The organism is Mesorhizobium sp. P2_F8 (assembly GCF_056403655.1).
Genome location: NZ_JBFUFB010000011.1, coordinates 118,559 through 141,857 on the forward strand (window position 1 = coordinate 118,559; position 23,299 = coordinate 141,857).

General features: G+C 62.7%; 26 protein-coding genes and 1 pseudogene. 10 read left to right on the top strand and 17 right to left on the bottom strand.

Features of this window, described 5'->3' with window-relative positions:
- Positions 1-109 precede the first annotated feature (109 nt).
- Complete coding sequence (locus tag AC1DZP_RS25645) at positions 110-1,015, top strand: hypothetical protein (RefSeq protein ID WP_477306238.1); 906 nt, start codon at positions 110-112, stop codon at positions 1,013-1,015.
- Between the two features lie 6 nt (positions 1,016-1,021).
- On the opposite strand, the gene AC1DZP_RS25650 is transcribed toward AC1DZP_RS25645, so the two are convergent.
- Both AC1DZP_RS25650 and AC1DZP_RS25655 read right to left on the bottom strand, forming a co-directional pair.
- On the bottom strand, positions 1,022-1,219 hold the full coding sequence (locus AC1DZP_RS25650) for a hypothetical protein (protein WP_095085597.1): 198 nt from the start codon (positions 1,217-1,219) through the stop codon (positions 1,022-1,024).
- Positions 1,220-1,373: 154 nt separating this feature from the next.
- The gene (locus AC1DZP_RS25655; RefSeq protein ID WP_477306239.1) at positions 1,374-1,769 is read right to left on the bottom strand and encodes a GFA family protein; all 396 of its coding nucleotides are present in this window, start codon (positions 1,767-1,769) and stop codon (positions 1,374-1,376) included.
- A 117-nt stretch (positions 1,770-1,886) separates the two neighbouring features.
- Here AC1DZP_RS25655 and AC1DZP_RS25660 point away from each other — a divergent pair, with 117 nt between their 5' ends.
- A complete protein-coding gene (locus AC1DZP_RS25660; RefSeq protein ID WP_477306241.1) occupies positions 1,887-2,930 on the top strand; it encodes an isopenicillin N synthase family dioxygenase in 1,044 nt (347 codons plus the stop codon).
- Between the two features lie 50 nt (positions 2,931-2,980).
- Here AC1DZP_RS25660 and AC1DZP_RS25665 read toward each other — a convergent pair.
- From AC1DZP_RS25665 to AC1DZP_RS25675, 3 genes and pseudogenes are all read right to left on the bottom strand, one after another.
- Positions 2,981-3,936 (bottom strand): annotated as a pseudogene (locus AC1DZP_RS25665) (alpha/beta fold hydrolase).
- Between the two features lie 27 nt (positions 3,937-3,963).
- Entirely contained in the window at positions 3,964-4,449 is a 486-nt protein-coding gene (locus AC1DZP_RS25670; protein WP_457154010.1) for an SRPBCC family protein, read from the bottom strand.
- Positions 4,450-4,596: 147 nt separating this feature from the next.
- Complete coding sequence (locus AC1DZP_RS25675; RefSeq protein WP_477306243.1) at positions 4,597-4,845, bottom strand: ParB N-terminal domain-containing protein; 249 nt, start codon at positions 4,843-4,845, stop codon at positions 4,597-4,599.
- A 155-nt stretch (positions 4,846-5,000) separates the two neighbouring features.
- Between AC1DZP_RS25675 and AC1DZP_RS25680 the strand changes: the two genes are divergently transcribed.
- Genes AC1DZP_RS25680 through AC1DZP_RS25705 form a run of 6 tightly spaced genes read left to right on the top strand, consistent with a single transcriptional unit; the run spans position 5,001 to position 11,063 of the window.
- The gene (locus tag AC1DZP_RS25680; RefSeq protein ID WP_477306426.1) at positions 5,001-6,656 is read left to right on the top strand and encodes a N,N-dimethylformamidase beta subunit family domain-containing protein; all 1,656 of its coding nucleotides are present in this window, start codon (positions 5,001-5,003) and stop codon (positions 6,654-6,656) included.
- Positions 6,653-8,020 (top strand): aminotransferase family protein, encoded by a 1,368-nt coding sequence (locus AC1DZP_RS25685; RefSeq protein WP_477306245.1) that lies wholly within the window; start codon positions 6,653-6,655, stop codon positions 8,018-8,020. The genes AC1DZP_RS25680 and AC1DZP_RS25685 overlap by 4 nt, the downstream gene beginning before the upstream one ends.
- A 9-nt stretch (positions 8,021-8,029) precedes the next feature.
- Entirely contained in the window at positions 8,030-8,959 is a 930-nt protein-coding gene (kce, locus tag AC1DZP_RS25690; RefSeq protein WP_477306247.1) for a 3,5-dioxohexanoate:acetyl-CoA acetone transferase, read from the top strand.
- Positions 8,960-8,997: 38 nt separating this feature from the next.
- Positions 8,998-9,507: a 2-thiouracil desulfurase family protein gene (locus AC1DZP_RS25695; RefSeq protein WP_477306249.1), complete on the top strand. Its 510-nt coding sequence runs from the start codon at positions 8,998-9,000 to the stop codon at positions 9,505-9,507.
- 3 nt (positions 9,508-9,510) lie between these two features.
- Positions 9,511-10,038 (top strand): N-acetyltransferase family protein, encoded by a 528-nt coding sequence (locus AC1DZP_RS25700; protein WP_477306251.1) that lies wholly within the window; start codon positions 9,511-9,513, stop codon positions 10,036-10,038.
- Complete coding sequence (locus tag AC1DZP_RS25705; protein WP_477306253.1) at positions 10,035-11,063, top strand: histone deacetylase family protein; 1,029 nt, start codon at positions 10,035-10,037, stop codon at positions 11,061-11,063. The genes AC1DZP_RS25700 and AC1DZP_RS25705 overlap by 4 nt, the downstream gene beginning before the upstream one ends.
- A 13-nt stretch (positions 11,064-11,076) precedes the next feature.
- Here AC1DZP_RS25705 and AC1DZP_RS25710 read toward each other — a convergent pair whose 3' ends face one another.
- The 3 genes from AC1DZP_RS25710 to AC1DZP_RS25720 form a co-directional block, all read right to left on the bottom strand.
- Entirely contained in the window at positions 11,077-12,345 is a 1,269-nt protein-coding gene (locus tag AC1DZP_RS25710; protein ID WP_477306255.1) for a cysteine desulfurase-like protein, read from the bottom strand.
- A 42-nt stretch (positions 12,346-12,387) separates the two neighbouring features.
- Entirely contained in the window at positions 12,388-13,455 is a 1,068-nt protein-coding gene (locus tag AC1DZP_RS25715; protein ID WP_477306257.1) for an aldo/keto reductase, read from the bottom strand.
- Between the two features lie 119 nt (positions 13,456-13,574).
- A complete protein-coding gene (locus AC1DZP_RS25720) occupies positions 13,575-14,048 on the bottom strand; it encodes a hypothetical protein (protein WP_095085555.1) in 474 nt (157 codons plus the stop codon).
- Between the two features lie 397 nt (positions 14,049-14,445).
- Between AC1DZP_RS25720 and AC1DZP_RS25725 the strand changes: the two genes are divergently transcribed.
- Positions 14,446-14,610, top strand: coding sequence for a hypothetical protein (locus AC1DZP_RS25725; RefSeq protein WP_023810361.1), 165 nt, complete (start codon positions 14,446-14,448; stop codon positions 14,608-14,610).
- Positions 14,611-14,669: 59 nt separating this feature from the next.
- Here AC1DZP_RS25725 and AC1DZP_RS25730 read toward each other — a convergent pair whose 3' ends face one another.
- Positions 14,670-15,176, bottom strand: coding sequence for a DUF1993 domain-containing protein (locus AC1DZP_RS25730; protein WP_095085553.1), 507 nt, complete (start codon positions 15,174-15,176; stop codon positions 14,670-14,672).
- 140 nt (positions 15,177-15,316) lie between these two features.
- Here AC1DZP_RS25730 and AC1DZP_RS25735 point away from each other — a divergent pair, with 140 nt between their 5' ends.
- Positions 15,317-16,369, top strand: coding sequence for a DUF1176 domain-containing protein (locus AC1DZP_RS25735; RefSeq protein WP_477306259.1), 1,053 nt, complete (start codon positions 15,317-15,319; stop codon positions 16,367-16,369).
- Between the two features lie 27 nt (positions 16,370-16,396).
- Here AC1DZP_RS25735 and AC1DZP_RS25740 read toward each other — a convergent pair whose 3' ends face one another.
- The 8 genes from AC1DZP_RS25740 to AC1DZP_RS25775 all read right to left on the bottom strand — a co-directional run bounded on the left by AC1DZP_RS25740 (position 16,397) and on the right by AC1DZP_RS25775 (position 23,244).
- Positions 16,397-17,305, bottom strand: a complete 909-nt coding sequence (locus AC1DZP_RS25740; RefSeq protein ID WP_477306261.1) for an alpha/beta hydrolase family protein — start codon at positions 17,303-17,305, stop codon at positions 16,397-16,399.
- Between the two features lie 21 nt (positions 17,306-17,326).
- A complete protein-coding gene (locus AC1DZP_RS25745) occupies positions 17,327-18,937 on the bottom strand; it encodes an NTP transferase domain-containing protein (RefSeq protein WP_477306263.1) in 1,611 nt (536 codons plus the stop codon).
- Complete coding sequence (locus tag AC1DZP_RS25750) at positions 18,934-19,638, bottom strand: XdhC family protein (RefSeq protein WP_477306265.1); 705 nt, start codon at positions 19,636-19,638, stop codon at positions 18,934-18,936. The genes AC1DZP_RS25745 and AC1DZP_RS25750 overlap by 4 nt, the downstream gene beginning before the upstream one ends.
- Before the next feature lie 5 nt (positions 19,639-19,643).
- The gene (locus AC1DZP_RS25755; protein WP_095085542.1) at positions 19,644-19,982 is read right to left on the bottom strand and encodes an XdhC family protein; all 339 of its coding nucleotides are present in this window, start codon (positions 19,980-19,982) and stop codon (positions 19,644-19,646) included.
- A gap of 94 nt (positions 19,983-20,076) precedes the next feature.
- On the bottom strand, positions 20,077-20,589 hold the full coding sequence (locus AC1DZP_RS25760; RefSeq protein ID WP_477306267.1) for a RidA family protein: 513 nt from the start codon (positions 20,587-20,589) through the stop codon (positions 20,077-20,079).
- Positions 20,543-21,787, bottom strand: coding sequence for a vWA domain-containing protein (locus AC1DZP_RS25765; RefSeq protein WP_477306269.1), 1,245 nt, complete (start codon positions 21,785-21,787; stop codon positions 20,543-20,545). The genes AC1DZP_RS25760 and AC1DZP_RS25765 overlap by 47 nt, the downstream gene beginning before the upstream one ends.
- A gap of 3 nt (positions 21,788-21,790) precedes the next feature.
- On the bottom strand, positions 21,791-22,720 hold the full coding sequence (locus AC1DZP_RS25770; protein ID WP_477306271.1) for an AAA family ATPase: 930 nt from the start codon (positions 22,718-22,720) through the stop codon (positions 21,791-21,793).
- Complete coding sequence (locus AC1DZP_RS25775) at positions 22,717-23,244, bottom strand: flavin reductase (RefSeq protein ID WP_477306273.1); 528 nt, start codon at positions 23,242-23,244, stop codon at positions 22,717-22,719. The genes AC1DZP_RS25770 and AC1DZP_RS25775 overlap by 4 nt, the downstream gene beginning before the upstream one ends.
- Positions 23,245-23,299: the final 55 nt, after the last annotated feature.

Consider the following 23,299-nt stretch of genomic DNA (forward strand, 5'->3'; position numbering starts at 1 on the left):
CGATCCCCGGAATCCAATTTACGGATTTGTAAGGCGCCGCTTGACAAGCCATGCGGTTATATTAAAATCCGCTAATCTTACACTGTAAGGCATATGACGGAGGAGAGCCATGCAGACCGCCCTGTCAGAATTGCAGCCCCTGCCCGAACCATGCCCGCCTGTCATCGCGATCGAGGATGTCTCGCGCGACCTCAGCCGTATTATCGAGCACGCCGAGGTGAATGCCTGGCTCGACCTCTACGCCGCCGTGCCTGCCGATTTCGCCGCAAGCCAAGGCCTTTCGATAGCGCAAGAAGGCGGCCTCGCCTGGACCACCTGCACGACAATTCCGTTCGTCCATTTCAACTGCGTGAAGAACTTCGGCGTCGACAGCCCGGCCACCGAAAGCCAGCTCGACGCGCTGCTGGCGCACTACCGCGCCGCCGGCATTTCGCGGCCCTGGTTCTATGTCAATCCGCACACTGAACCATCGCGCCTCAGATGCTGGCTCGAGGCGCGCGGCCTGCAGCGCCAGGGCGGCTGGGAGCGGATTTATCGCGGGGCAGAACCGCTGTCATCCGAGCCGCTCTTCACGGCTGAAGGGGTTTCAGTAGAACGTGTGACGAAGGCATCGGCAAGCGAATGGGCCGGCTTCATCGACAGCCGCTACCGGCTGCCCACCTCACCATGGCTGACGGCTCTGGTCGGCCGAAAGGGCTGGCATCACTACATGGCCAAGCGGGACGGCGCGGTGGTGGCGGTGCGCTCGCTGTTCATCGGGCCCGACGGCGCGGCCTGGAGCGGCATCGACGCGCCGGTGCCCGGCGTCATGGCGCCGAGCTTCGATCTCGACGCGGTGCTTGGGGAAGCGCTGGTGCGCGACGGGATTGCGGCCGGCGCGAAACTGTTCGTCGCCGACATCGAGGCGCCGCACGAGGAGCGCGACGGCCCTGCCTATCGCAACTACGCGCGCCTGGGCTTCAGAATCGCCTATTTCCGCAGCCATTACAGCTATTTGCCGGCCAGCTCCAACTGACCGTAGCTAAGTAAGCAGCCATTGCTGGAAACAGCTTTTGGCCACCATATGGGCCGGCGGCACCATAGGCTCGTCGACGGAAGTCCGGCGAACCCGTTCGAGCAGCATGCGCACCTGTTCGGGGCGCACACGATCGCGCTCCATCACAAGCAGGACCATCGGATCGCTCAAAAGCTCGTCCAGGGTGCTGATGCTGTCGTTCATCCGTCGTCTCCTCGAATGCCGTACCCGCGCCCCATAAATAGGGACACGATGATGGCCCGCCAATGACGCTTTGCCGGCTATCTCGTGTCTCTTTCGATTAAATTTTGTTCATGCTTGAGGCTTCCTTTCTCCCTTGCGGAAAAAGGCAAAAGCTTCAGCCTGGCGGTGCGCCTTCATACTGCGGCAGGCCATCGTCAAGCATCACCCAGGGCTGCTTCGAGGCCGTGAAAATATGCATTTGCGGCTTGAAGGCCGTGGGATCGTCGAGCGAACCGGTGGTGATGCCGATGATGCCGGCGGAATCGCGCCGGGAGAACATCGTCGTGCCGCAGCTTGGGCAAAACCCGCGCTTGAGATCGGGTGAGGTGTTCACCATCGCCAGTGGCCCCTCGATCGTCACTTCATCGACGCGAAACAGCACGCGTGCGTTGAAGGCGGCGCCAATCACCTTCTGGCACAGCCGGCAGTGGCAGACGCGTTCGTTGATGGGGGCTGCGTCGACGCGATAGCGCACCGCCTTGCATAGACATCCGCCCTGATATTTGGCCATCGTCCTTGATCCATAGGTGAAGAGAATAGGCGGCAAGGTAATGGCCGACCCGATTGGGTCAATTGAAAAGCTTTGATACAACGCCATCGCTTATCGTGATGCAGTGGACCTGAAGCCATGACACCGGACATCGAAACCATCGGCATTGAGGATCTGTTCGGGCCGTCCTCGCCCGCCCGTGACCGTACCGACGCCAGGATCATGGCCGCAGCTTCGGGGATCGGCTTCATGGCCGTCCGGGACTTTCCCGGCGATGACCGGCTGACGCCGGAAAGAAGGGCGCAATTGCTGCGCATCTTCGCGCTTCCCGACGGGGAGAAGCAGAAATTGCTGCGCTGGAATTTCGACCGCAGCAAAAAGAACGTCTATCGCGGCTGGTTCCCTTTGCAGCCGGCAGCCGTTTCCTACAAGGAAGGCATCGACATGGGTCCGGACCTTGCCGATCCGGGTCTTGTCGACGCGGCTGATGCCTCGGTTTCCGACGATCCGTTGTGCGAGCCGACACCCCTGCCGGCCGAAGAGGCCCTGCCCGGCTGGCGCGCGGCGGCAGCGGACTACTACCACGCCATGGAGACGGTGGGCAACGCGCTGATGCGGTCGATCGCCCGCGGACTTGGCCTGCCGGAAACGATCTTCGACGCCTATTTCGATCACGGCATCTCGACGCTGCGCCTGATCCGTTACCCCTTGCGTGACGCCAATGCCGGCGTCGACACCAGCGGACCGGAGTTTTCGGTGATGCACAAAGGCGAGACGCGCACAATCATCGGGCGCGAGCATGCCGATTCAGGCTTCGTCACTTTGCTGGCGCAGGACGGTGTCGAAGGTCTGCAAGCAAAGAACCTCACTGGCGAATGGATCGACGTGCCGCCGGCCAACGGCACGCTGGCGGTCAATTTTGGCCAGTTGCTGGAGCGCTGGACCGGCGAACGCGTCCGCGCGACGCGACACCGGGTGATCGCGCCGAAGACGGCGCGCTTCTCGATCCCGTTCTTCTACGAGCCACGCGTCGACGCGGAGATCGCGCCGCTGCCGTTGACCGACGCGGACCCTTTCGAGCCGTTCCTCTACGGCGACCATCTTTGGGAAGCGGCGACGAATTTCGTCGAGATGAGCGGCATCAAGCATCTCAGGCAGCCGCGCCGCGCAAAAGCCTCGTAAGCAAACCAACGGCCGCCTCGATCGAGACGGCCGGTGGGGACGGCAGGCAGTTATTCCGTTTCGCTGACGACCTCGTCCCAGGTCTTCACCTTGGTCTCGCCGTTGAGAAACGGCAGTGCGGCAGCGGTCAGTTCGGGGGCGAAGAAGACGTCGTAATGGGTGCGGTTGGGCAGGATCGCCAGGCGGTTCTGCGACAGGTTCTCGCGCATCCAGCCGGCGTCCTTCAGCCCGCCGCCGAGCATCTGGTAGAACTTGATCTCGTGCTCGGGCCGGTACATGTCGCTGTCGCCATAGGCCAGCATGACGGCATCTTCAGCTTGGCGACGTCGGCGGAGTAATCGTAGTCCTGACGCATGAAGTTGCCGAGCGTGTCGAGGAGCCTCGGGAAGTCCTCGGGATGCGGCGCCACCGCGACGTAGGATTTGTACATCGGCGTGTCCTTCATGAAATCGGCCGCCGCCGCGCTGACTTGCGCCTGCTGGCCGCGCATCTCGGCGTAGAAACCGTCCGCGGCATAGCCGGTCGAAACCAGCACAAGGCGGCGCACCGTTTCAGGATGCTGGACCGCCATGCGGAAGGCGACGCCGCCGCCCAGCGAATAGCCCATGACGTCGACCTTGTCGTAGCCGAGCGCCTTGACGAGATCAGCCATGTCGTCACCGATCGCCTCCAGGGTGAACGGCCGATCGCCGAGTGCCGTGCGGCCATGACCCTGCAGGTCGACGCCGATGACGGTGCGATTCTCGGCAAGCTTCGGCAGGATCGGCGCGAACATGTCAGTCGTGCCAAGACCGCCATGCAGCAGAAGCAGTGGCTCGCCCTTGCCGTAGACGGCGTAATAGTAGTTCAGGCCGTTGACCGGCAGCAGGCCGGACTTTTCCGGCTTCGGCAGTGGGTTCGTAGCGGTCGTCATGGCGGGTTTTGCCTCCTCTGCATTGGTGGGGCCCGGTGAAGCAAGAAGCGCTGCTGCCGAAGCAAGAATGGCGAAAATCAGGGTTTTGAACATATCGATCTCCTCCTCGTCCCGGCGGTATCAAAGCGTTCTGGCGAGCTCTTCGAGCTGGTCGGTGCACTGGCCCCAGCCCTCGTGAAAGCCCATCTTCTCGTGCTGCTCGCGGTCGGCGACACTCCAGTGCCTGACCCGAGCAATGTAGCGGGTCTTGCCATTGCCCTCGTCCTCGAAGGTCAGCACGCCGGTCATGAACGGCTTCTCCGATGGCTCCCATGCCTTTGTGTAGGCGTCGGTAAAGACGATCTTCCTGCCGGGAACGACTTCGAGGAAAACGCCGGGGTTGGGGAATTCATTGCCGTCGGGGCCTGCCATCACGACAAGGCTCGAGCCGCCGGTGCGCACATCCATTTCGGCGCGCGGCGTCGTCCACGGTTTTGGCGCGAACCACTGCGTCACCAGTTTCGGGTCTGTCCAGCAGCGATAGACGTTCTCGCGCGGCGCATCGATGATGCGGGCCAGAACCAGTTCGCGGTCATTGGCGGGGGCGATGTCGAGCTTGGTGGTCATGATGGGGTCCTTGCATGGTTTGATCTGGCTTCCGTCCCTAGGACGAACCGATGACGCGCAAGTCGACATCGCCAGAGAAAAAATCTGGGCCAGCGAAAAAATCTGGAGAAATGCGCCTGTTGGATAAAGATCACGAACGAAGGAGCGTCAGTGGCGCTTGGCTTGCACCAGATAGGCGTCGATCTCGGTCTCGCCGAGCCATTTGGCTGCTTCCAGCCGATGCAGGCCTTCGACCAGGACATGGCGCTTGCCGTCATGGCGGACCTGGATCGGTGTTTTCATGCCGTTTTCGAGGATGTCCTCGGCGAGATGCCGGACGGTCTCGGGATGCAGTGTCTTCTTGCGCGCCGTCGGCACGTAGATGTCGTCGACCTTGACCTTCTGGATTCTGAGCATGCCGCCTCCGGTGGCGGAAAACGCCGCCTTTTGTGGAGATAGTCTTTTTGGCCACAGGGGCCAAGGGCGCGGCTAACGAATGCTGGCCCGATGGTTTCCATTTGACGCTTGACCGCCAGATAGCCGAAATGGCGCCTTTGAACCTTCAGGACTTCATGATCAACCTCCCGACCGAATTCCCCGATTTCGGACTGACGCCGAAGCAGCGTCGCCACGCGGTACGCGGCCATTATTACGAATGGCCTGGGATGGATGGCGAGCGCGGCGAGATCTGGTGCTACAGCGACCGGCTTTCCTATCGCACCGGCGAGACAGCGACGTTGCATGTCAGTTCGACGGCTCCGGCATTCAACATTGCGATCGTCCGCGATGGCGGCGCCGAGACCAAAGTGTTCGTGAAATCGGGCATCGCGGCGCGCTGGCAGGACAGCCCCGACCAGTGCTCGGCCGAAGGCTGCGGCTGGGAAGCCTCGTTTGAATTCCGCGTCGGGGCAGACTGGCCGTCCGGCGCCTATCGCGTGACGCTTGAAGCGGACGGCCGCGATGGCAAGCCGATCCATTGCCATCATCTCTTCATCGTCAGCCCGCAGCCAGGCAAGAAACCCGGCCGCGTGCTGCAGGTGGCGGCGACAGGCACATGGCTCGCCTACAACACCTGGGGCGGCTCCAACCACTATCAGGGCATCACCGGGCCGGACCGCAACCAGTATTCGCCCATCGTGTCGACGCAGCGCCCGTGGTGCCGCGGTTTCGTCGTGCTGCCGAAGGATGCGCCGCGTGTGCCGCTGGAAGTCGCCGTACCGCCAAAGACGGTGCCGCGCTATCCGCACATGGAATGGGCGCTCGCCACCGGTCATTCGAAGAAATACGCCTCGTCCGGCTGGGCGAGCTACGACAGCCACTTCTTCCGCTTTGCCGAACGCGCAGGCTATGGCGTCGACCTCGCCAGCCAGCATGATCTGCATTTCTCGCCCGAGATTCTCGACGGTTACGACTGTGCCGTCTTCGTCGGCCATGACGAATACTGGACCTGGGAAATGCGCGATGCGGTCGACGCCTATGTCGAGCGCGGCGGCCATGCGGCGCGCTTTGCCGGCAATTTCATGTGGCAGACGCGGCTGGAGGACGAGGGCCGCCGGCAGGTTTGTTACAAATACCGCGCACGTGCCGAAGACCCCGCCTATCTCCGCGGCGCCGACGTGACCCGCGCCACCAATTCCTGGGAAGCGCCGGAAATCGGCCGGCCGGGTTCAGCGACCTTCGGGCTCAACGCGACGCGCGGCGTCTATGCCGGCTGGGGTGGGTGCGCACCAAGGGGCGTGCGTGGTTTTCCAGTCTACAGGCCCGAGCACTGGTCCTTTGCCGGCACCGGCATCTATTATGGCGACCTGCTGGGCGCCGACAGCCACGTCTATGGCTATGAGGTCGATGGGCTCGACTTCGAGATACGCGGCGGCCTGCCCTACCCCACCGCGACCAGCGGTGCGCCCGACGGGTTGCAGGTTCTCGCCGTCGGCATGGCATCCCAGGTCGAGGAAAGCGCAGATATCCCGATAGAGGACCAGTTCCTTACCGACGAGGATGGCCGCTTCACCGCCGAAACGCTGTTCGGCGAGGCCAGCGACGCCAATCTGGAAAAAGTCAAACGCGGCAACGGCATGATCGTCAATTTCCCACGCGGCAAGGGCGAGGTGTTCCATGCCGGAAGCTGCGAATGGGTCGCCGGCCTCCTAAGACAAGACCCGATGGTCGAACGCGTCACCAGGAATGTCCTCGACCGTTACCTCGGCCGAAAAAAGAGGGGTGAATGATCGCTGTGCAGTCCGTTGAAACCGACCGCCGACCGAACCTTTTCCATTTCACACGAATCCAACGGCCAATTGTGGACCGCGCCGATGGGATCTACCTATGGGACAAGAGCGGCCGCCGATACATCGACGGATCGAGCGGCGCGGTTAACGTCAACATAGGTCATGGTAACCGCAACGTCATCGACGCGATGACGCGGCAGCTTGATCGCGTGAGCTTCGCCTACATCTTTCAATTTGAGAACGAACAGGCCATCGAACTCGCGCGGGGGCTGGCCGATCGGCTGCCGAACGGACTCGACCGCATCTATTTCGTATCGGGCGGCTCTGAGGCGATTGAGGCCTGCCTCAAGCTTGCGCGGCAATGGGCGGTAGCAACAGGTCAGGACAAACGCTGGAAAGTCATCGGACGTATGCCCTCCTATCACGGCGTGACGATCGGCACGCTTGCCGTCACTGGCGACGACATCCTCACCAAGACTTTCGACCCGATCGGTCGGCCGATGCCTTTGGTGCCGGCCCCTTTTGTCCATCGCGATCACGACAATCTGTCGACGGAACAGCGTGGCATCCGCTACGCCGATATGCTGGAGGAAAAGATCCTGGAGGAAGGGCCGGAAAGCGTGCTCGCCTTCGTCATGGAACCGATCGGTGGTGCCGCGACCGCAGCGCTGGTGCCGCCCAACAGCTATTTTCCGCGTATCCGCGAAATCTGCGACCGCTACGGGATCCTATTGATCCACGACGAGGTAATGACTGGCATCGGACGCACCGGAAAATTCCTGGGTGGCGACCATTGGTCCTGCCGGCCGGATATCGTCGCGCTGTCGAAAGGCCTTTCATCTGGCTATGCCCCGCTTGGCGCACTTGCCGCGACACAGAAGATCGTCGGGCCGGTTGTGGAGACCGGTGGCTTCCTGCATGGCCACACATATGGCGGCAACCCGGTCGCTTGTGCAGCGGGCGTTGCGGTGCTTGGAGAGGTCGACCGCCTTGGCTTGGTCGAGAATTCGGCCAGCATGGGCGAATTGCTGAGGGGTGAACTCGAGGCCCTGACTCGGCGCTTTCCTTTCATTGCCGACGTGCGGGGCAAGGGGCTGTTCATGGGAGCCGAAATTTACGCGGATCCGCTGGCCAAGGAGCCATTGCCACAGGGCCTCAACGCCAATTTGAGGCTCATCGATCTGGCGTTCGAGCGCGGATTGATCATCTATTCGCGGCGCGTGCGTGGCGGGCCAGTGAGCGACAATTTCATGGTCTGCCCGCCTCTGATTGTGACCCGCGATCAGATTGGTGAGATCATCGCGGTCCTTGGCGACTCGCTGCAGGCGCTGGCCTCCGAGCTCGACCTGCCGGTCGAAGGCTGAGGGACAAAAATGGCGCCGCGAAAAGTCATCATCACCTGCGCCATCACTGGCTCGGTGCATACGCCGTCGATGTCGCCCTATCTGCCGGTGACGCCGGACCAGATCGCCACCGAGGCGATCGCGGCCGCCGAAGCCGGGGCCTCGATCCTGCACCTGCATGCCCGCGATCCCAGGGATGGCCGGCCAACCGCCGATCCGGAAGTCTTCATGCAGTTCCTGCCCCGCATCAAGCAGGCGACCGACGCGGTGATCAACATCACCACCGGCGGCTCGTCGCTGATGACGCTCGACCAGCGTCTGGCGGCGCCGCTGCGGGCCGAACCCGAAATGTGTTCGCTCAACATGGGCTCGATGAACTTCGCGCTGTTTCCCATGCTCGACAAGCCGAGGGAGTGGCAGCACGAATGGGAGCCGAAGCTGCTTGAAGCCACGCGCGACACCATCTTCAAGAACACCTTCGCCGACATGGAGGGCGTGCTAGAGAGGCTGGGCAAGGGCTGCGGCACGCGCTTCGAATTCGAGTGCTACGATGTCGGCCACCTCTATTCGCTGGCACATTTCCGCGACCGCGGGCTGGTGTCGGGACCGCTGTTCATCCAGTTCGTGCTGGGCATACTGGGCGGCATCGGTGCTGACCCGGACAACCTCGTCCACATGAAACGGATCGCCGACAAGCTGTTCGGCGACAGCTACCAGTTCTCGGTGCTGGCCGCCGGCCGCAATCAGATGCCGCTGATCTCGATCGCCGCGGCGATGGGCGGCAATGTCCGCGTCGGCCTGGAAGACAGCCTCTATGATGGCCGCCAATTGGCGAAGTCCAATGCCGATCAGGTGCGCCGCATCCGTGGCATTCTCGAGGGGCTGTCGCTGGAGGTTGCCTCACCCACCGAAGCGCGCGACATGCTGGCGCTCAAGGGCGGCGACAGGGTGGCGTTCTGAGGTCGTACAGGGGTCGAGTGGCAAGCGGAGGAGCTGATATGGAAAAGGTTCTCGTTTCAGCCTGCCTGCTCGGCAGCAAGGTTCGCTACAACGGCTCCTACCGGCTCAACGACCATCCCATTCTTGCGCGATGGCAGGCAGAGGGGCGGATCGTGCAGATCTGCCCGGAGGTTGCCGCAGGCTTCTCCACGCCACGTCCTCCGGCAGAAATTCGAGGCACAGGCGACGGCCGCGCAGTGCTGCACGGTCAAGGCCGAGTGGTCGAGCAAACAGGAAACGATGTGACCGCACTCTATCTCGAAGCCGGGCAGCTCGCACTCGATCTCGCCCGACAAACAGGGTGCCGGTATGCGGTTCTTACCGACGGCAGCCCGTCCTGCGGCAGCAGTTTCATCTATGACGGGAGTTTCAGGGGTACCCGGGTGGCTGGCCAGGGCACGACCACCGCGCTGCTGGAAGCGAACGGCATCCGCGTCTTTTCGGAAGACGGCATTGACGAGCTTGATGGCCTTCTGACCAGGCCGGGCTCGGCCGGCGCCGCGGCCTGACCCATGCCAGAGAAGACCCAAGCCGGGACCACCGACACCGTTATCCGACCCGGCCGCATCGACGACGTCGACACCATTCATGCGGCGATCCTGAAACTCGGGACACACATCGGCGCGCCGGAGGAGATCATCTCGACCGCAGACGATCTCAGAGCCTACGGCTTTGGCGAAAAGCCTGCCTTCTCGACCCTTATTGCCGAAGTGGGTGGCGAATTCGCCGGCCTGTGTCTGCATTTTCCGATCTTCTCGACCTGGATGGGGCGGCCTGGCGTCTATGTGCAGGATCTCTATGTCGAGGACCGGTTCCGTGGTCGCAAGATCGGCGAGCGCCTGCTGCGGCATGTCGCGGCGCAGTGCCGGAAGGAAGGCGGCGTTTATCTGAGGCTGTCCGTCGACACCGACAATGAGGTCGCCAAGGCATTTTATGAAAGGCTGGGCATCGCCTGGTCGAGCTACGAGCAGACGCAGAAGATCATCGGCGATGCCTTTTGTGCCTTTGCCGACGCGCCGCAGAATGGGGAGCAGGAATGAAAGCCTTCTATGCCGAGGAACAGAAGCGCCACGACCCCAAGGCCTTTCTTTCGAGCGGTGCGGCGAAGCCCAATCCGGAACAGCCCGAACGGGTCGAACGACTGTTAGCCGGCGCATTATCTGCCGGCTGCACGATCGAGCGGCCGCGCAATCACGGGCTTGGCCCGGTCTCGGCGGTGCACACGCCGGAATATCTCGACTTTCTCGAGCACATTTTCGAGCGCTGGCAGCGCATCGAGGGCGCTTCTGCCGAAGTGATCCCCAACATCCACCCGATCGCGCGGTCAGGCAGCTATCCGGCCTCGGCGGTCGGCCAGGCCGGCTATCATATGGCCGACACCGCTTGCCCGATCTCGGGCGAGACATGGCAGAGCGCGCTTTGGAGCGCGTGGAGCGCCGTCGAAGCCGCTGAAGCCGTGGCATCAGGCGCGCCGGCCGCCTATGCGCTATGCCGCCCGCCCGGCCACCATGCCTTTGCCGATGTCGCCGGCGGCTTCTGCTTCATCAACAATTCGGCCGTTGCAGCTCAGGTTCTGCGCAAACAGGCGGCGCGGGTGGCGATCCTCGATGTCGACCTGCACCACGGCAATGGCACGCAAGGCATCTTCTATGCGCGATCGGATGTGCTCACCGTCTCGCTGCATGCCGATCCGGTGCGCTTCTATCCATTCTTCTGGGGCCATGCCGACGAGCGCGGCGAAGGCCCGGGCCTCGGCTACAATTTCAACCTGCCACTGCCGCGCAAATCCGCCGATGCGGCGTTTCTCGAAGCGCTTGCGGTGGCGTTCCAGCGTATCCGCGCCTTTTCGCCAGACGCGTTGGTCGTGGCGCTCGGCCTCGACGCGTTCGAGGGCGACCCGTTCGGTGGGCTTTCGGTGACGACACCGGGCTTCTCACGCATTGGCGAGGCAATCGCGAGGCTCGGCCTGCCGACCGTCATCGTCCAGGAAGGCGGCTATCTCTGCGACGAACTCGGCGACAATTTGACGGCCTTCCTCACCGGTTTCGGTGGCAAGAAGGCGTGATTTCAAGCGGGCGTCAGGAGCGCTGCTGCCTGAGCATTGCGATGACCCGGTGCACGCTCTCCAGCGTCTCGTCGATTTCGGCCGCCGTGTTGTAATGCGCGATGCCGATGCGCACGACGCCATGTTCGGCCGGAATGCCGAGCTGGTTGACGATCTCCCAAGCGTAGTTGTGGCCGGACCACAGGAAGATGTTTTCGGCGTTCATCTGCCGAACGATCGTCTCCGGCACGATGCCGTCGACGGTGAAAGACACCGTCGGCACACGTTCGGCGAGCCGTTTCGGATCAGTGATGCCATGAATGGTCAGGCCTGAAATGTCCGACAGCCCGTCTATCAGCCTCTGCGCCAGCGGGTTTTCGTAGGCGATCGACACCTCGAACGCCTTGGCGATCTTGTGCCTTTGCGACCCACCCTCGCCCGCTGCCGCACCCAATCCTGAGAAATAGTCGACCGCAGCCGTGAGACCCGCCATCAGCTCGATCTGCGGCGTTCCGAGTTCGAACCGCTCCGGCAGGCCATTCGAAGAACAGCGGCACTTGTAGGGTTTCAGGCCATCGATGACATCACGTCGGCCCCACAATATGCCCATGTGCGGACCGAAGAATTTGTAGGCCGAGCAGATCAGGAAATCGCAACCGAGATCTTTGACGTCGATCAGGCCATGCGGCGCAAACTGCACGGCGTCGACATAGACCAGGGCGCCGGCATTCCTGGCGATGGCGGTCAAAGCCTTCACCCGGTTGATCGAGCCGGTGAGGTTGCTGGCGTAGTTCAGCGCGACCAGCCGGGTCTTCTGCGAAAGCAGACCAGCCAGCGTCGCCTCTTCGACCTGCCAGCTCTTTTCGTCGAACGGCAGCCAGCGCACGACCAGACCAAGGTCCTCGGCCAGTTGCAGCCAGGGCGAGACATTGCCCTCGTGGTCCATGCGGGTGAGGATGATCTCGTCGCCGGGCTTCATCGTGCGGCCGAGCGTGCGTGACATGTTATAGGTCAGCGTCGTCATGTTGGCGCCGATGATGATTTCCTCAGGGCTTTCCGCACCGAGGAAATCGGCCATCGCCTGATGCGCCTCGTCGACGACGACCTGCGCTGCGACAGTCGTTTCGAAATAGCCGCCGAGGTTGGCGTTGGTGGTCAGAAGGCAGCGCGACACGGCGTCGGCTACTGCCTGTGGCACCTGCGTGCCGGCAGGATTGTCGAGATAGATCCGCCGCCGCCCCTTGTCGGTCAGGGAGAGCGCCGGAAACCTTCCACGCACTGCCTCGATCGGAAAATCCACCATTGTCTCCACCCCTCTGTCATTCCTGGATAATTCTGTCCCCTATCAAGGACAGGGATTGCCGACGCGCTGATGGATCGCGTCCACCGCCTTCTGCATCTCTTCGGTCCAGACGACGTCGACCGAAGACAACGCCATGTCGAGCTGCGCAAGGGTGGTCGCGCCGACGATGTTCGAGGTGACGAAGGGCCGGCTCGAGACGTAGGCATTGGCAAACAGCGCCGGTTCGAGGCCAAAGGAGCGCGCCAGCTCATTGTATTCGAGCTGTGCCTCGGCCGCGTTGGGTGTCTCGTAGCGCTGGCCGCGGTTGAAGAGCTGCGTGCGCGACCCCTGAGGGCGGGCGCCATGGTCGTATTTGCCGGTCAGGTAGCCCTGCGCCAGCGGCGAGTAGGGAAGCAGCGACACCTGTTCGCGCTCGCAGACCTCGGCGAGGTTCACCTCGAAGGTGCGGTTGACGAGATTGTAGGCGTTCTGGATCGACGCGACGCGGGGACCGATGCCTTTGTCGGCCTCCGCCAGGAACCGCATCACGCCCCAGGAACTTTCGTTCGACAGGCCGAAATGGCGGATCTTGCCGACCTTCACCAGTTCGTCGAACACGGCAAGCGTCTCGGCGATCGGCGTTTCGTCGGTTGGTGCGCCCACAGAATCGGCGCGGCGCGGTGCGGCGCCGACGCGCGTCGGGTTGGCGCCCCAGGGGATGTCCCGTTCCGGCCAGTGGATCTGGTAGAGGTCGAGATAGTCGGTGCCGAGCTTGGCCAGCGATTTGTCGATGGCGTCAAATATATCGGCGCGCACCAGTTGCGACGGCCTGTCGCCGCGAAACCAGCCGTTGGCGGTGCGGCCGACGACTTTCGAGGCCAGGATCACCTTGTCACGGTTGCCGTTGGCCTTCATCCAGCTGCCGATGATCTTCTCGGTCCGCCCTTGCGTCTCCGCCTTGGGCGGGATCGGGTAGAGCTCGGCGGTGTCGATGAAATTGACGCCGCGCGAGAAGGCCAGATCCATCTGGGCGTGGCCATCTGCCTCGGTGTTCTGCTGGCCCCAGGTCATGGAGCCCAGGCAGATCTGGCTAACAAGAAGATCGGTCCGACCGAGACGGCGTTTGTGCATGGAATTCTGCTCCGGAGGGAAAGCTTGCGTGGCGGCGTGGGAAGGAAGCCGCATCTATAGGGAAAGCAGAGGCGCTCTCCAAGCCTCGCCAGCCCGACTTTTGGGTGAACCAGTGGCGTTTAGCGGCGAGCGCCGGCCAGCGCGCGGCGCTTTGCCTCGTCGATCAGCATATTGGCCACCTGCATGCGGATCATGGCGCGCTGGCGCAGGTGCGGAGCGACACGGTCCGGATGGTTGGCAAAGGCGAAGCTGCGGCGCATGCGGCCAAAATCGGCGACCTGCTTGGGCTGATTGAGGCCAAGTTCGACGGCAATGGATTCCGGATCGATCGGCGGCAGGCTTTCCTCGGGCTTCAGCTCTTCGCCGGCGAGTGCCAGTCTGGCATGCTCGAGCAAGGCGGCGAATTCGGTCGCCAGATCGGCGCCGGCCTCGCGATATTCGGTGGAAAAGCTGCTGCCCGAAACCTTGATGCGGCCAGAATGGAGTTCATCGGCCACCGAGAGATAGTCGAACGGGATGGATGGGCGAGCGCCGGACTCTTCGCCCTCGATCCCGTCGAGCTTGTCTGAAGCGACGAAGAGGTCGTCGAGCAACGAAGCGAAATCCCGCTTGGCGCCAGTAGCGATGTCAGCCTCCCCCTTGCTCGACTATCCAAGCTTCAGACCATAGAACCGGCTCGTTAAAAATGCATGCCACCGATGTTAACGAATTTAGCCGTTGCCAGGACCAAAGCTGCGGTATCTGCCGTCCCAAAACAAAAAGCCGGACTGCACTTTCACGCAGTCCGGAATTCGCCAGGAGTGGCGAGGAAAAGCCGGCCATGTGCCGGCGTTCAGCCTACGGTGCGCATCGGGAAAAAGTTTCACCCGCTCGCAAAACTATGCTCGGAAAAATCATCAGGACATGGCAGGCATGCAAATGCTGCACTGCACAATTGTCACGATTCACCTATATTAGGAGCCGTGGAGGAATCAACCAGGAGCCTGAATCATGGGTTTCTTCACTGAAATGTTCGCCCGGCCGCGGCCGCAGGAACATCTGAGATACCGCTCGGCACTCGCACTGCTTCATTCGATGAGCAATGCCGACCGCGCCGACATCGGCATCAAGCCCGCCGACTTTCCGCGCATCGCCCGCGAAATGTCCATTCGCTGAACACGTACGCTCGCGAGATGTCCCGGACCCGTCCAGGACATCTCAAAAACCTCAAGTCCTCAGCGCGCGCCGAGGAACGTCGCCTTGCCCAATGGCACGCCATTGTGGCGAAGGATGTCGTAAGCGGTGGTGAGGTGGAAATAGAAGTTGGGCATGGCCACATGCAGGAGATACTGCAGGCCGGGCATCGAGCGTTCGCGCCCGCCAAGCTTCAACTCGATCACCTTGTCATCCGACCCGTCGAACTCGGCGGCTGAAAATGTCGCCAGCAGGTCCAGGGTCTTGGTGATGCGCGCCTGGATATCGGCAAAACTCGCCTCGTTGTCCTCGTAACTCGGCACTTGCCGACCGGCGAGCCGCGACGGCGCACCCTTGGCGTGGTCGGTGGCGATCTGCACCTGCCTCGTCAGCGCAAACATATCGGGCGCCAGCCTGGAGGTCAGGAACACCTGCGGGTCGATCTTGCGCTCAAGCGCATTCTGTTCGGCTGCCGCCAGTATGGTGGAAAGGGCTTTCAGCCTCTCCGTAAACACAGGCACGGATACCTCATACATCGATATCGTCACGTCAAATCTCCTTGTCCGGCCGGAACGCCAGCGCATGGACGTAGCGCCTTCAGGCACGATTCTTCAAGCACCACCAGCGCCACGTCACCACGTTGCCGCAATCGCCATAGTAGAATCTCCCCATCGAGCGGAGATTCCCGATGAGACGCGCCCTTTTCGCAGCGACTGCCTTTCTCTCCCTTGCTACAGCAGGCCAGACGGTACTGGCCGCCGACGATACACCCGAAGCGCCGTATGTCGACGATCGATCTAGCGCCGACGCCGTCGTCCGCTCACTTTACAGCGCGATCAACCGGCATGAATTCGCTCGCGCCTGGGGTTATTTCGGAGATACAAAGCCGGCAAAGGACTTCGACAGTTTCGTCAAGGGCTATGACGGCACCGACAAGGTCGAGGTCCAGACCGGTGCAATTTCAGACGAAGGCGCTGCCGGCAGCATTTTCTACAACGTCCCTGTCGCCATTCGCGCCACCGACAAGACCGGCGGCGAAAAGGTCTTTGCCGGCTGCTATACGCTGCGCCAGGTCAATGCCCAGATCCAGGCGGCGCCGCCCTTCGATCCGATCCACATCGAAAAAGGTGCGCTGAAACCCTCGACCGCCGATTTCGAGGAGGCGCTGCCGCCAAGCTGCGGCGACGGGCCGCCACCTCCGAAGAAGGACACGGCACTGGAACAGGCCAAGAAGGCCTTCCTGGCGACTTATGGCGACCAGTGCGACAAGCAATTCCTGGCCGATGAGCCGACCGTTTTTTCGATCAAATACAAGGACAAGGATGCAGCGCCCGGCGACCCCGACAAGGAAACACGGCTGTTCCATTTTTCCTGCTCCGCCGCTGCCTACAATGAGAGCTCGGTCTACTACATGACCGACGAGCTATCGGCCGTGCAGCAATTGCAGTTCGCCGAACCCAAGATGGATATCCGCTACGAGAACAATAACAGCGACGGCAAATTGCTGGGCGTGAGCATCGTCGGCTTCCAGACGACCGGCTGGGCGGTCAATTCCGACTATGACGAGGAAGCCCACACGATCACCACCTTCAACAAGTGGCGCGGCGTCGGCGATGCATCCGATTCGGGGACATATCTGTTCCGCAATGGCAATTTCTCGCTGGTCCAGTACGACGTCGACGCATCCTACGACGGCGAGGAGAATCCGCAGACGGTTGTCGACTACAATACCGCGCCCTGAGGGTTAGCCGGCTTCCCACAGCGTCGATCAAGGTGCCTTCGACAGCATCCAGTTGAGCGTGCCGCGCCAATCGGTCATGCGGATCGGCGTGCCGTGGGTGCCTGTCTCGAAACGGACGAAGCGGGTTGGATAGGGATAGGCTTTCGATTTGGCGATGATGGCACGGAAGAAGGCTTCCTGCTTCTCCACCGGGAAAACCACGTCATGGCTGCCCTGTCCGAAGAAGACCGGGACGTGACGCCTGAAGGCCGGGCTTGAGAAAAAACTCTCGTCCCATAGCGAGCCGAGCAGCAGCAGGCCGTTGATGCGCCGGCCCGTGTCGTTGCGGGCAGCAAGCTTCCAGCACAGGGACCCGCCCATCGAGCCACAGGCGATGAAAATCTTCGCGCTGGGAGATTGTTCGGCATAATGATCGATCAGCGCCGCCACCTGGGCCGCGCCCTTGTCGCCGAAATCGGGAAAGTCGGGGCTGAGATAGAGGCCGCCATTGCCGGCCATCAGGTTCTTGAGCCGGTTGAAATTGCCACCGAAAGTGAAGTCGTCGACGCCTTGCTTGCGGCTGCCACCCTGCCCGTGCAGGTAAAGCACGATGATGCCGGCGCCCTCGGTCTTGCCGACAGCAACGTGCCTGACATCGCCGACAACGGTCTTCAGCAGCAGATCCTGCTGCACCTTGCGCACGCTGGTGTCGGTGTATTGGGCGCGCACCCTGCGCTCCGGCACCTCGTCACGCTGGTTGATGTCGCGTAGCTCGTGGTAGTCGAGGACCGTGTAGGCGCCGCCGGTGTCGGACGACAGCACGGCCGGATAGGCGAAGAGATCGTCCTTGAAAGGTTTTAGCGACAGCGTCTGACTTTGCGCGGCCGCCGACAACAGGGCTGTCGCGGTTACAAGGACACAGAAAAATCGGAAGCGGAAAGACATGCCAGCAGGCATGCGTTTTTCAGCTTCGGTTTGTCAATCCTGCAGAACGCCGCCGGCGCCTTCCAGCGCTTCGCGGGTGTCGACATCGACGGACGCCCCTGCGCCGATCTCGACATCGATGACATCGAGCCCTTCGGCCTCGACCAGATGGCGTGCACCGGTGTCGCCTTCCAGATGGGCGATCGCCGGAAACAGCGAGCGCGGCAAAAGTACCGGGTTGCCGCGCTTGCCGTCATGCGAGGCGCGCACCACCGAATTGCCGCCGGCCTTGCGGAATGCATCGATCAGCCTGTCGAGGTCATCAGACGAGACACCCGGCATGTCGCCGAGAACGATCATCACACCGGCGGAGCCTTCGGGCAGATAGGCAATGCCGGCCTTTAGCGAGGTGGACAGGCCGTCGGCGAAATCGGGATTGTCGGCGAAAGCCACATCCAGCCCCGCCAACGCCGCCTGCACCCGCTCGCGCTGGTGGCCGGTGACGACAATCGTGCCCGAAGCCTTCGAGCCGAGCGCGCGCTCGGCGGTGCGGCGCACCAGCGGCTTGCCGTCGAACAGGGCCAAGAGCTTGTTCGACCCGCGCATGCGGCTCGACCGGCCAGCCGCCAGAAGCACGATGCCAACCTTGAGCTTGTTTTTGGGCGGCAGCGGTTCACGCGGCTGCGGCCGGGTCGGGATTTCCATCAACAGCCCGCCGACGCCCATGCCGGCGATATCCTTGGCGGTCACGTCAAGGCCGGCGATCAACCGGTCCAGCACCCAGTCGAAGCCATTTTCCTTGGGGCTGCGGGCGCAGCCGGGTGCACCGATGACACGTTTGCCGCCGAGCGTGCCGAGCACCAGCAGATTGCCGGGATCGACCGGCATGCCCGCGCGGATAACAGTACCACCCGCCCTCTCGATCGCCGCGGGAATGACATCGGCGAAATCGCTCATCGCCGAGGCGCCGAAGATCACCACCATGTCGTTGTCGCGCGCCAGCAAGGCCGCGGCCTCCGCCACCGGAACGATCTCGTGCGGAGTGCGACGCTCCGCTGTCAGCCTGCCGCCGGTGCGCGCCAGCCGCGCTTCGGTGACGCGCAGCGTCTTGTCGAGCACGCTCGGCTTGATGCCCGGCAAGACGGTCTGGATGACGCCGACACGCACCGGCTGATAGGCGTTGACGGCAAAGATTTCCCCGCCGGCGCAGATTTTCGTGACCGCATCGACCAGCGCAGAGCTGACCGCGAAGGGAATGATCTTCACCGTCGCGACCATCTGGCCTTTCTCGACCGGCGCATGCTGCGCCAACGTGGCGATGGTGATGGCGGGATCGACGGCGTTGATGGCGTCGATGACGGCGGCGTTGACGGTGAAGATACCGGCTGACGCGGCGTGGAGATTGACCCGCCCGGTCGCGGCCGGCCGGGCGTCGATGCCGCGAAAGGCCATGCTCTCGGCTATTTCCTGCGCGGCGGCGTCCTCACTGAGATCGTCGGCGGCCAGCACGGCCGCAACGACCTGGGAAATACCGGCGCCGCGCAGCAAGGCCACATCTTCGGCGTTCAGCCTGTGCGCCTTGCGAAAGCGCCGTTCGCCGGCCGTGGTGGCATGCGCCAGCACAGCACCTTCGGCCGCTTCGATCGGAATCGGGCCGAATTTCACGCTGCCGCGCCTTTCACTTCCAGACCGCGCGAGCGGAAGGCATGAACGACCTGCGCCAGCACCGCGACCGCGATCTCGGCAGGGCTGGCGGCACCGATATCGAGCCCGATCGGCGCGTGAATGCGGGCGATCTGGTCGGCGCTCGCGCCCAAGGCCAGCAAGCGTTCGACGCGCTTGGCGTGGGTCTTGCGGCTGCCAAGCGCGCCGACATAGAAGCAGTTGGCGTCGAGCGCTGCCTTCAGCGCAAAATCGTCGATCTTCGGATCATGGGTGACAGCGGCAAGCGCCGTGTAGCTGTCGAGCGGCTGGCGCTTCAGCACGTCCTCCGGCCATTCGGCATGCAGGGTGACATCGGGAAAGCGGTCCGATGTGGCAAAGGCGGTGCGGGGATCGATGATCTCCAGGGGATAGCCTGCGATCCTGGCCATCGGAGCCAGCGCCTGACTGATGTGCACGGCGCCRACGACAACCAGCCGCGGCTGCGGCAGATGCGCGTTGAGAAAGAAGGTCCGTCCCTCGGCCTCGACCGAACCGGAATTGCCTGATCGAAACGCCCTGGCGACAGCAACGCCGAGATCGCCTGCAACCTGGTCGCCTTCGCGCACGATACGGTCGCGGCCGTCACCGAGATCGGTGACGAGGATCGCCGCGCGGCGGGCGCGGCGTTCGGCGTTCAACATCTTGAGCGCATACGGGTCCATAAAGGTCAGCCCAATCGTTCAACATAGACTTTGATGCGGCCGCCACAGGACAGGCCGACCTGCCAGGCGGTTTCGTCGGCAACACCGAACTCGAGCATCCTGGCCTTGCCTGTGTCGATCACATCGATCGCTTCGGTAACCACCGCGCCTTCGACGCAGCCGCCGGAGACCGAGCCGTGGAAATTGCCGTCGGCGTCGATGACCAGATGGCTGCCGACGGGGCGAGGCGCCGATCCCCAGGTCTCGACCACCGTGGCGATGGCGACATCCTTGCCGTCCTTCATCCAGCCTTCCGCGATGATCAGCGGATCGCGGGCCTCGTCGAGATAAATGCTGTTTTCCATGATCGCTTCTCTTGGAGTCTGTTTATGATCTGGGCACCGCCAGTTCGCGCAAGCGGGTTCGTCGTGATCCACTTGGCGCGTGGCAAACGCATGGTCAATCAATCACCGCAAATGCGTCAACTTCGATGAGGTAGTCGGGGGACAGGCTCGCCACGCCGAGCACCACGTCAGCTGGTTTGTGATCTCCGAACAACCCTATCCGCGCCTTTTCGATGATCGGCAGGCATTCATCGCGATTGTAGTTGACGACATAGATCGTGATCCTGGTGACCTCTGTAGGCGCCGCACCGGCGGCGGCAAGTGCTCGGCCGAGATTGGCAAACACCTGGCGCGCCTGAGCCGCAAGATCACCGCGGCCAACAAGCTTGCCATGTAGGTCTTCTGGCTCCTGGCCCGAGATGAACACCAACTTGCTCCCTGTCGCAACGACGACCTGGCTGTACGTCTGCGGAATCGGCAGATCCTTGGGGTTGATGCTTTGGAGCGTCATTGATCGGGCCTCCTGCGCGGTGATTTCAATTTTTTTCTGGGAGTCTGTTTTCCGATGGATAGACATATGGCTATGCGGCGCGCCTGACACCAGCGTCCAGCCATCGGCGCGGGTCAACGGACTGCACAGATTTCTTGTCCAGCGAGGCACAGAGATCGGCGAGCGCATCAAGATTGTGCACCGAGCGGAACTCATCGACATGCGGCAGCATCGCCTTGACGCCGCGGGCGCGCGCCTGGAAACCGTCGAAGCGCAGCAAAGGGTTGAGCCAGATCAGCCGCCGGCAGGATTTATGCAGGCGCTCCATCTCCTCCGAGAGGCCGACGACATCGTCGCGCTCCAGCCCGTCGGTGATCAAAAGCACCACCGCCCCCTGCCCCAGAACGCGGCGCGACCACAGCCGGTTGAACTCGGCCAGCGTATCGCCAATGCGCGTGCCGCCCGACCAGTCCTTGACCGCCGCCGAGCAGTCGGCCAGTGCGGCATCCGGATCGCGGTGGCGCATCTGCCGGGTCAGATTGGTCAGCCGGGTGCCGAAAACGAAAGTATGGACACGGCGGCGCTTTTCGGTCAGCGCATGCAGGAAGTGCAGGAAGATGCGCGTGTACTGGCTCATCGAGCCGGAAATGTCGGCCAGCACCACCAGCGGCGGGTGAACCTCGCGCTGTGAGCGGAATTTCGGCAGGATCAGTTCGCCGCCGGTGCGGGCGGCCGAACGCATCATGGCGCGCGGATCGATGCGGCGGCCATGCGCATCGGCCTTGAAGCGCCGGGTCCGCACCATGTCGAAGGGCAGCCGCAACTGGGCGATCGCCTTCCTGGCATCCGCCATCTCGACTGCGTTCATCTGGGCAAAGTCCTTGCCGCGCAGCACCTCGTTGCCAGAGAAGGTGAAGCGGGCGTCGACCTCGATTTCGGGGATTTCCTGCGTCGGCTGGTTCTTCTGATGGCCCTCGAACATCGCCTGGCTGACGCGGTTTTCGGCGGCGCGCGGCTTCTGTTTTTGCCTGGTGTCGGGCGCCACCGGCGAGAACATCGCCAGCATCTTCTCGATCAGTTCGCGCGACTTCCAGAACAGCCGGAAAGCTTCGTCGAAGATGGCGTGGTCCTCGTGGCGGGACACCAGCACGGCATGCAGTGTCCAGTAGAAATCATCGCGCGAACCGATGCCGGCGACGAGCACTGCCTCGATGGCATCCTTGACCGACGCCGGTCCGACCCGCATGCCGGCCTTACGCAAAGTGCGGGCGAAATAGACGATATTGTCGGCAATCCGACCGTCCGCTGTCGCCTCTTTCGGCTCGGGGCGCGGCATCGCCTACTCCGCCGCCGAAAGCTCAGCCTTCACCTCGTTGAGGATGCGCCGGCCTTCGCCCTGTTCGATACGGGCAATGTCGTCCTGGTATTTCAACAGCACGCCGATGGTGTCCGATACGGTTTCCGGATCAAGCGCCACCTTGTCGAGCTCCGTCAGCGCGCCGGCCCAGTCGATGGTTTCGGCGACGCCCGGCACCTTGAACAGCTCGATCTGACGCAGCTTCTGGATGAAGGAGACCACCTCGGCCGAAAGCCGCTGGTTGGCCTGCGGCACCTTTCGGCGCACGATCTCCAGCTCGCGCTCGGCATTGGGATAGTCGACCCAATGATAGAGACAGCGCCGCTTCAGCGCATCGTGGATCTCGCGGGTGCGGTTGGTGGTGATGATGACGATCGGCGGTTCTTCCGCCTTGATCGTGCCGAGTTCAGGCACTGTCACCTGGAAATCGGACAGGATTTCGAGCAGGAACGCCTCGAAGGCCTCGTCGGTGCGATCGAGTTCGTCGATCAGGAAGACCGGCGCGGCACCCGCCTTGCCGGTCAGCGCATCCAGCACCGGGCGACGGATCAGGTATTTTTCGGAGAAAACGTTGCGCTCCATGTCGGAGCGGTCGACCTTGCCGGCCGCCTCCTCCATGCGGATCTCGATCATCTGCGCAGCGTAGTTCCACTCGTAGACGGCAGACGAGACGTCAAGGCCTTCATAGCACTGCAAGCGGATCAACCGGCGGCCAAGCTCTTGCGCCAGCACCTTGGCAATCTCGGTCTTGCCGACACCGGCCTCGCCCTCGAGGAACAGCGGCCGTTTCATGCGCAGCGACAGGAACAGCACGGTTGCCAATGACCGGTCCGCCACATAGTCCGCACCGGTCAGGAGATCGAGCGTCTCGTCGATCGTCCGCGGCGCGGCACGCGGTTTCAACTCGTTCATTCTTTCTCCGTGAACGCCGCCGCCCCGCTGTCCAGGACATGGTAGCCGCGGGCGTGATAGATCAGCGGCCGCAAATTATCGCCCATGCGCAGACCTGTCACCTTGCCAAAAAGCACACGATGCGTGGCCAGATCCTTGCTGTCGATCAGCTCGCAGTCGAACACCGCGAGCGCGCCCTTCAGGGTCGGCGCGCCGGTCGAAATCACGTCCCATTCGCCCAGCGCGAAGCGTTCCTCGACCGGCAGGCCGGTAATGCCGGAAAAGCCGATCGAGAGCGGCTCCTGATGCGAAGCCAGCGTGTTCAGGGCAAATCTGCCGTTTTTCACGAACTGCTCATTCTTGGGGTTTTCACGGTTGAGGCAGACGAGAATCGTCGGCGGCGTGTCCGACACCGAACAGGCCGCGATCACCGTCGCGCCGCGCTTGCCTGCCGGCCCATCGGTGGTGACCACATGGACGTGGCCGGCAAAATGGCTCATCGCGTCGCGATAGGCCTGCGGCCCAATGTCATTCTTCTTCAGCACCGGAAATTGTCCACAGCCAGAAACCTACCGCTATATATGGCGACATACGACATGC